Here is an 8,705-nt window from a genome sequence, read left to right as displayed (position 1 = left end):
CGCTAACCCGCGCCAGTTCTAGCGATGCCCAATTTTTCCCGGTGGTTCGGGTGTGCCATTTCGATCACCTCCCCATTCACCGCATTTGCTACCGAGTGCAGCACCGAGCAGTGTGCTCGGGCCCATGAAAAAAGCCCGGGGGCCTTGGCCCACGGGCTTTCACTTTGCATGGCGACGGCGAGTGGCGCCACAGAAACAAGGGGCTTACTCGCCGCTGGGCTGCACCCACCAGTAGATCAGCACCAGGGTACCGATACCGGTCAGCGTCAGCAATTGCCACCAGCCCGAGCGGCCGATGTCATGCAGCCGGCGGGCACCCACGGCCAGTGCCGGCAGCAGCAGCGCCAGAGCAGCAATACCGTAAACGACTTGGCTCACCACGCCGGCGATCAGCAGCACGACGATCTGGAACAGGGCGAACCACCAGAACTCCGAGCGTGGTGCCCGGCCCTCGAAGCCCGCGTACTGGTTGAAGCACGATTTGATAGCTTGCGCAAAATCCATGAAGAAGCCCTCTCTTGGTGAAATGTTGGGTACTTGCAGATTGCGGAGCGAACGCCCCTCTCCATGATAAGCGGCAAGCGTGACCTGCCCGGCGGGAGCCGGGGGCCACCCCACTCAGACGGTCTGCCGCAGCGCCTGAGTGGCCTGCGCCAGTTGCGTGATGCGCGCCCAGTCCCCCGAGCGCACGGCATCCGCGGGCGTGAGCCAGGAGCCGCCCACGCAGCGCACATTGGGCAGTGCCAGGTAGTTGGGCGCCGTGGCATTGGTGATGCCGCCGGTGGGGCAGAAACTCACCTGGCCAAACGGGCTGGCCCAGGACTTGAGCAGCGGGATGCCGCCCACGGCCTCGGCCGGGAACAGCTTGAGGAACTGGAAGCCATCGGCCAGCGCGTGCATGATCTCGCTGGAGGTGGACACCCCCGGCAGCAGCGGCAGGTTCAGCCCCTTGCAGGCCGAGCCCACCTCGGAGGTATAGCCCGGGCTCACGGCAAAGCGGGCGCCGGCCTCGCTCGCGCGGCGCGCGTCATCGGCATTGAGCACCGTGCCCACACCGACCACGGCCTCGGGCAACTGGCGCGCAATCGCCTCGATGGCGGGCAGGCCTGCGGGCGTGCGCAGCGTCACCTCCAGCACCTTCACACCACCGGCCAGCAGGGCCTCGGCCAGGGGGATCGCGTCTTCGACGCGGTCGATCACGATGACCGGGATGACCGGGCCGTAGCTGGCGATGTCCGCCGGCTGCAGGGAAGGGATGGTGGCATTCACAGCCATGTGCAGGCTCCTTGTTCAGCGCCGCCCGCATGGCGGCGAAAGTTGGCAAACAGTTCACGCCCGAAGCCGGTGGCCGCGTGCGCCTTGCATTCATCGGGGGTGCGGGCGGCCCATTCGGCCTCGTCCACCAGCACGTCGAGCGTACCGGCCACGGCGTCCACGCGCACCAGGTCGCCGTTGCGCACCTTGGCCAGCGGGCCGCCGCCCAGCGCCTCGGGCGTCACATGGATGGCGGCGGGCACCTTGCCCGAGGCACCGCTCATGCGGCCATCGGTCACCAGCGCCACCTTGAAACCCTGGTTCTGCAGCACGGCCAATGGGGGCGTGAGCTTGTGCAGCTCGGGCATGCCGTTGGCGCGCGGCCCCTGGAAGCGCACTACGGCCACCATGTCCTGCTGCACCTCGCCCGCGCTGAAGGCGGCGAGCAGCTCCTCCTGCGAGTCGAACACGCGCGCGGGGGCCTCGATGATGTGGCGGTCTTCCGGCACGGCCGAGACCTTGATCACTGCTCGGCCCAGGCGGCCCTGCAGCAAGCGCAGGCCGCCCGTGGGCGAGAATGGCTTGTCCACCGGGCGGACCACGGCCTCGTCGCCCGAGGTGGCAGGCGCAGGCGCACCACCGGCAGCAATACCGCCTTCGTTCACGCTCAGCACATCGGGGTGCATCAGGCCATGGGCCAGCAATTCGCGCAGGATCCAGGGCGGGCCGCCCGCGGCCTGGAACTGATTCACGTCGGCATCGCCGTTGGGGTACACGCGCGCCAGCAGCGGCACTACGGAAGACAGGTCGTCGAAATCGGTCCAGTCGATCAGGATGCCAGCGCTGCGCGCGATCGCCACCCAGTGGATCAGGTGGTTGGTGGAGCCGCCCGTGGCCAGCAGCGCAGCCATGGCGTTGACGATGCAGCGCTCGTCCACCACATGGCCGATGGGCGTGAAGCGATTGCCGCGCTTGCCGATGGACAGCACGGTGCGCATGGCCTGGCGCGTGAACGCCTCGCGCTCGCCGCTGCCCGGGGGCGCAAATGCAGCATTGGGCACATGCAGGCCCATGGCTTCGAGCAGCATCTGGTTGCTGTTGGCCGTGCCGTAGAAGGTGCAGGTGCCGGGGCTGTGGTACGCAGCCGACTCGGCCTTGAGCAGCTCGTCACGGCCGACCAGGCCCTGCGCATACTGCTCGCGCACCTTGGCCTTGTCCTTGTTGGGCAGGCCCGAACCCATGGGCCCGGCCGGCACGAACACGCAGGGCAGATGCCCGTAGTGCAGCGCGCCGATCAGCAGGCCGGGCACGATCTTGTCGCACACACCGAGCAGCAGCACGCCATCGAACACGTCGTGGGACAGCGCTACCGCGGTGGCCATGGCAATATTGTCCCGGGAGAACAGCGACAGTTCCATGCCGGGCGTGCCCTGGGTCACGCCATCGCACATGGCGGGCACGCCGCCGGCGACCTGGGCCATGGCACCATGGCGCGCGGCCTCGTCGCGCAGCAGTGCGGGGTAGGCCTGGTAGGGCTGGTGGGCCGAGAGCATGTCGTTGTAAGCCGTGACGATGCCGATGTTGGGCGCCTTCTCGACCGTGACCTTGAACTTCTCGGAACCGGGCAACGCTGCATAGGCATGGGCCAGGTTGGCGCAGCCCATGCGCTCCTGCGGAGGCTTGCGCTGGACCATGGCGTCGACCGTGGCCAGGTAGGCGGCACGGGTGTCCTTGCTGCGCTCGATGATGCGGGCCGTCACGCGCGCTACGACTGAATGCATGGGGAATGCTCCATCGGGGATTTGGTATGGGTATGGGAATCGGTGACAAGGCTCCTGCGGGAGCCTCTAGAATGTAACTCGATAACCACCCCGGATCAAGCCAATGTCCCTGCAGACCCTGCCCCTGCCGCCTTCGGAACTCGGTGAATCGCCGTTCTGGCATCCCCATGAAACATCCCTTTACTGGTGTGACATTCAGGGTAAACGGGTGCATGCCTGGGAGCCGGCGAGCGGACGCCTGCGCACCTGGAACATGCCCTCGGAGCCAGGCTGCTGCGCACCGGCAGGAGGCGCAAAAATAGTAATCGGGTTACGTGACGGCTTTTACCTGCTCGACACCGAGAGCGGCGCCCTCGCCTGCCTGGCACTGCTGCCGACCGACGCGCACGACACCCGCGTGCTGCGCTTGAACGATGGCCGCTGCGATTCGGCGGGCCGTTTCTGGGCCGGTTCGGTGATCAGCCCGCGCACCGCGGCCGACGCCGCCCTGTGGCGTCTGGAGGCGGCCCCTGGCGGCTTTCGGGTACAGAAAATGGCAGGCGACAACTTCACCGCCAACGGCCTGGCCTTCAGCCCCGATGACCGCACGCTGTACTGGTCGAACACACCCGAGCACCGCATCGACCGATTCGGCTTCGACGCTGCCACGGGCAGCATCGAGGGCCGCACGCCCTGGGTTTCCTTTCCCCCGAAGACGGAAGGCCAACCCTACGGCGGCCGCCCGGACGGCGCCGCTGTGGACGTGCAGGGCAACTACTGGGTCGCGATGTACGAGGGCGCCTGCGTGCTGCAGTTGTCGCCCGCAGGCCAGGTGCTGCAGCGCATTGCGGTGCCCGTGCAGTGCCCCACCATGGTCTGCTTTGGCGGCGAAGACCTGCGCACGCTGTACATCACCTCGGCGCGCGCCGGGCGGCCGCAGGAGGAGCTGGACGCGGCCATTCCCGCAGGCTCGCTGTTCAGCCTGCCGGTCGAGGTACCGGGCCTGCCCGTGAATTTCTTCCAGGCCAGCGCGGCGATGTAGTCACGCAGCGCGTTCCGCCCCCAGCGCCAGCAACACGTCGTAGCAGGCACCCATATTGTGGTAATCCACCTTGCCGGCGTTGCTCTTCTCGCGCGTGTGGTTGCGGTTGCGGCCGTCGAGGATGCGGAACCAGGCACCGTGCTGGTGGTCCACGAAGTGCTGCCAGCAGTAGGCCCAGATGCGGTCGTACCAATCCCAGTAGCGCGGCTCGCCGGTGCGCACCGCCAGCGCGGCGGCGGCAGCCATGCTCTCGGCCTGCACCCAGTGGTACTTGCCGTTGTCGCAGATGCTGCCATCGGGCGCCATGCCGTAGACGATCCCGCCGTGCGCTGCGTCCCAGCCTTTGTCCAGCGCCGCATCGAACAGGAAGCGCGCGCACGGCAGGTGCCAGTCCGCGGGTGCCAGCACGTCGAGCTGCAGCAGCAGCTTGGCCCACTCGGTCTGGTGGCCGATCTGGTAGCCCCAGGGGCGGAAGATATTGGTCCGGTCGTGGCGGTTGTAGTCCCAGTCCACCGACCAGTCGGCGCGGAAGTGCTCCCACACCCAGCCGCCGGACAGCGCCGCCTGGCGCTGGCAGATGCCCTGCGCGAGCTGTTCGGCGCGCTCGATGTAGCGGCGCTCACCCGTGGCGCGGAAGGCCGAGATCATGGCCTCGCAGGCATGCATGTTGGCGTTCTGGCCGCGGTAGTCCGACAGCGCCCACTCGCGCGTGGCCTCGTCGGCATAGAGGCCCGCGGCCGGCTGCCAGAAGTGCTGCTCGGCCGTATCGAAGGCCTCTGCCAGCCACTGCCGCGCCTCGGGCACGCCGGCCTCGTGCGCCCGCGCATAGGCCAGCATCACGAAGGCCATGCCGTAGCAATGGCGCGTGGCGTCGAGCAAGGTGGCGTGGCCGCCATGCCAGTCGATGAGCCAGGCATAGCCGCCGGTGGCCGGGTCGAGGAAGGCCGTGCGCAGGAAATCGAGCGCATGCTCCATGCCCTTGCGGTAGCGGGCCTCGCCCGTGGTCTGGAACAGGATGGCATGCGTGACCACGAAGCGCGTGGCGCTCACCAGGTGGCGCGTGCGCTCGTCGTAGACGGTGCCGTCGTCGAGAAAGAAGTGGTACATGCCGCCACCCGGGTCGGTGGCGACGGGCTCATAGAACGCCATGGTCTGGCGGATGTGCGCGTGCAGGAATGCGGGCGAACGGAAATCGGGCTGGGGCGCCGTCATGGCTTTGTCTCCTCGTGTGTGCAGGCGCCTCTGTTGGGCGCCGTGCTGTGCCTTGTTGGGCGGTCAGCCGCCGCTGCGCAGGCGGGCCAGCAACCCCGCGGTGGAGCCATCGAGCCCCGACGCATCGCCCGAGGCCAGGCGCGCCTCCAGGTCGCGCGCCAGCACCTTGCCCAGCTCCACGCCCCATTGGTCGAAGCTGTTGATGCCCCACAGGCTGCCGCTCACGAACACGCGGTGCTCCTGCAGCGCGATCAGCGCGCCCAGCGAAGCAGGGGTCAGCGATTCGAGCAGCAGGAAGCTGCTGGGCCGGTTGCCCGGGAAATGGCGGTGGCCGTCCTCGGGGCTGGCCTTGCCCACCATCAGCGCCTGGGCCTGGGCAAGCGCATTGGCCAGCAGCTTGTCCTGGTGGCCCGGCAGCGGGTGGGCGGCCTGGCGCACGGCGATGATTTCCAGCGGCAACACGTCGGTGCCCTGGTGCAGCATCTGGAAGAAGGCATGCTGGCCGTTGGTGCCGGGCTCACCCCAGAGCACGGGCGAGGTGGCATACGGCAGTTCCTGCCCGTCGGCCCCGACGCGCTTGCCATTGCTCTCCATCTCCAGTTGCTGCAGATAGGCCGGCAAGCGGCCCAAGGATGCGTGGTACGGCGCGATGCAGCGGCTGGTGAAGCCATGGAAGTTGCGGTACCAGACATCGAGCAGGCCCAGGCGCACCGGCAGGTTGGCGGCCAGGGGCGCCGTACGGAAATGTTCGTCCATGGCATGGGCGCCGGCCAGCAGGTCACGGAAGCCCGCGGCGCCAATGGCGATGGCGATAGGCAGGCCGATGGCCGACCACAGCGAGTAGCGCCCGCCCACCCAGTCCCAGAAACCGAAGGTGGTGGTGATGCCCAGAGCGCCTGCGGCCTCGACATTGGTGGTCAGCGCCGCAAAGTGGCGCGCCACATCGGTACCGCCCCGCGCACCGAACCAAGACAGCGCCGAGCGCGCATTGGCCATGGTCTCGGCCGTGGTGAAGGTCTTGGACGCAATGAGGAACAGCGTGCTCCCGGGCTTCACGCCCCGCAGCACGCCATGCAGTTCGTGGCCGTCGACGTTGGAGACGAAGTGCAGGCGCTTGCCTGCGGCGCGGAACGCATCGAGTGCCAGCACCGCCATGTGCGGCCCCAGGTCCGAGCCGCCGATGCCGATGTTCACCACGTCGGTGATGGCGGCGTCGCCACGCACCTGCTCGGCATACTGCAGCATGGCATCGAGCGTGCCATGCACCTCGGCCAGTTTCTGCGCGATGTCGGCCCCATCGCCCGGCAGCACCAGGCCCTGGGGACGGCGCAGCAGCGTGTGCAGCACCGCGCGGCCCTCGGTGTGGTTGATGGCGTCACCCGCGAACATGGCATCGCGCTGACCCGCGAGGCCGCAGGCCTCGGCCAGGGCCAGCAGCAGGGCCTCGGTCGGCCGGTCCCACAGGTTCTTGGAGAGATCGGCAAAGACGTAAGGCGCCTGCTGGCTGAAGTGGCCGAAGCGCCCGCTGTCCTGCGCGAACGCCTGCCGCAGGTCCAGGTGCCGTCCTTCGGTGTCGAAGAAAGCCTGCAAGGCGGGCCACGGCGGGGTCTGGTCGCAACGAAGGGACATGGAAAGGCTACCTGGGGCGAAAAAATGAAAACGGCGAGATAGTAACTTGATTACCAAAATTGTCTGGCACTTTTTTGCTGTAGACACAGATTGGAACGCGATTTGGCCTGCTGTCCTACACAAAACGATGTAACGTGATTACAATTTCTAGCCACACGCGATTACACGAATGCACTGATACGGAGACCCCATGAGTTTTGACCTTGTCCTGTTTGGCGGAACCGGCGACCTGGCCTGGCGCAAGCTCATGCCTGCGCTGTTCCAGGCGTTCCGCCACGGAACGCTGCCCGAAGGGGGGCGCATCATCGCGGTGGCCCGTGACGAGCTCAGCCATGAACAATACCGCAGCCTGATCCAGTCGCGCTTCGAAGGCGTGGACCTGGCCAAGCGCCCCACCCCCGACGAGTTCGAACGCTTCGGCGCCCTGCTGCACTACCTGCGCATGGACCTGTCGCAAACCCAGGACTATGCCCGCCTGGCCGCCATGCTGCACGAGCGCAATGCCGAGTCGGTGGTGATGTACGTGGCCACGGCGCCCAGCCTGTTCACCAATGTGTGCGAGCAGATCGCCGCCGTGGGCCTGAACGGCCCGCACACCCGCGTGGTGCTGGAAAAGCCCCTGGGCCACGATCTGCGCTCCAACCAGGCCATCAACGACACGCTGCGCCGCGTGCTCAAGGAAGAACAGGTCTTTCGCATCGACCACTACCTGGGCAAGCCCTCGGTGCAGAACCTCTTGGCCATGCGCTTCGGCAACGCACTGTTCGAGCCCCTGTGGCGGCGCGAGACCATTGCCAACATCCAGATCACCATTGCCGAGGAACTGGGCGTGGAGACGCGCGGCGCCTTCTACGACCAGACCGGCGCGCTACGCGACATGGTGCAGAACCATGCCCTGCAGCTGCTGTGCGCGATCGGCATGGAGCCGCCCATCAACGCCAGCGCCAACGCCATCCGCGACGAAAAGCTCAAGGTGCTGCAGTCGCTCAAGCCCTGGAGCACCGAGACCATCGGCCAGCACGTGATCCGCGGGCAGTACGTGGCCGGCAAGACGCACGGTGCCTCTGTGCCCGGTTACCTGCAGGAAAAAGGCGTGGCCCCGGGCAGCACCACCGAGACCTTCGTCGCGCTGCGCACCGAGATCTCCAACTGGCGCTGGGCGGGCGTGCCTTTCTACATCCGCACCGGCAAGCGGCTGGCGGGGCGCGATGCGCACATCGTCGTCAACTTCCGGCCCGTGCCGCACCCGATCTTCCGCACCTCGGCCGGTGCCGCCAACCGCCTGGTGATCAACCTGCAGCCCAAGGACGGTCTGGAGCTGCACCTGATGGCCCAGGGCGCCGCCCAGCAACAGGTGGAGCCCGCGCTGTCGCAGGTGTACCTGAACCTCGATTTCGACCAGCGCTTCGGCACCGAGCGCGTGGGTGCTTACGAACGCCTGTTGCTCGACGTGATCGGCGGCCGCCTGAACCTGTTCGTGCGCAGCGACGAGCAGGAGGAAGCCTGGCGCTGGGTAGAGCCCATCCTGCAGCACTGGCGCAACGATGCGCTGGGTCCCCGGCCCTATACGGCCGGCAGTTGGGGTCCAAGTGCCGCCAGCGCCATGATCGCGCGCGATGGCTACTGCTGGAGTGAAGAGGTGTAAGGCCCAGCGCGCGCCACCGCAGGCACCAACAAAAGAAGGGCTCCCAATGGGAGCCCTTTTCAATTGCCCGTTTCCGGGCAAGGGTAGGGAAACACTTCCACATGGTGGCGGTGCCCACGACCGTGAAACACCACCACCATGGGAAGGCCCGCAACTGGCGGAC

The 8,705-nt window shown here is 67.3% G+C and carries 7 protein-coding genes; 2 read left to right on the top strand and 5 right to left on the bottom strand.

Annotated elements, in window-relative coordinates; translation table 11 throughout:
• Positions 1-204 precede the first annotated feature (204 nt).
• The 3 genes from AC07X5_RS32550 to edd form a co-directional block, all read right to left on the bottom strand.
• Entirely contained in the window at positions 205-504 is a 300-nt protein-coding gene (locus tag AC07X5_RS32550; RefSeq protein ID WP_409955494.1) for a DUF805 domain-containing protein, read from the bottom strand.
• A 114-nt stretch (positions 505-618) separates the two neighbouring features.
• Positions 619-1,275, bottom strand: coding sequence for a bifunctional 4-hydroxy-2-oxoglutarate aldolase/2-dehydro-3-deoxy-phosphogluconate aldolase (locus tag AC07X5_RS32545; protein ID WP_494773541.1), 657 nt, complete (start codon positions 1,273-1,275; stop codon positions 619-621).
• Positions 1,266-3,035, bottom strand: a complete 1,770-nt coding sequence (gene edd / locus AC07X5_RS32540; RefSeq protein WP_409964281.1) for a phosphogluconate dehydratase — start codon at positions 3,033-3,035, stop codon at positions 1,266-1,268. Before edd ends, AC07X5_RS32545 begins: the two co-directional genes overlap by 10 nt.
• A 103-nt stretch (positions 3,036-3,138) precedes the next feature.
• Between edd and AC07X5_RS32535 the strand changes: the two genes are divergently transcribed.
• A complete protein-coding gene (locus tag AC07X5_RS32535; RefSeq protein WP_494773540.1) occupies positions 3,139-4,056 on the top strand; it encodes an SMP-30/gluconolactonase/LRE family protein in 918 nt (305 codons plus the stop codon).
• On the opposite strand, the gene AC07X5_RS32530 is transcribed toward AC07X5_RS32535, so the two are convergent.
• Both AC07X5_RS32530 and pgi read right to left on the bottom strand, forming a co-directional pair.
• Positions 4,057-5,268, bottom strand: a complete 1,212-nt coding sequence (locus AC07X5_RS32530) for an AGE family epimerase/isomerase (RefSeq protein WP_494773539.1) — start codon at positions 5,266-5,268, stop codon at positions 4,057-4,059.
• Between the two features lie 63 nt (positions 5,269-5,331).
• Positions 5,332-6,897, bottom strand: coding sequence for a glucose-6-phosphate isomerase (gene pgi, locus AC07X5_RS32525; RefSeq protein WP_494773538.1), 1,566 nt, complete (start codon positions 6,895-6,897; stop codon positions 5,332-5,334).
• A 190-nt stretch (positions 6,898-7,087) separates the two neighbouring features.
• On the opposite strand from pgi, the gene zwf reads away from it, so the two are divergent.
• The gene (zwf, locus tag AC07X5_RS32520) at positions 7,088-8,542 is read left to right on the top strand and encodes a glucose-6-phosphate dehydrogenase (RefSeq protein ID WP_494773537.1); all 1,455 of its coding nucleotides are present in this window, start codon (positions 7,088-7,090) and stop codon (positions 8,540-8,542) included.
• The last annotated feature ends 163 nt before the right edge of the window (positions 8,543-8,705 follow it).

This window comes from Acidovorax sp. GW458-11-26-14-TSB4, assembly GCF_059423865.1.
Note: the sequence above shows the minus strand (reverse complement) of the source record. Positions and strands in the feature narration are given on the sequence as shown.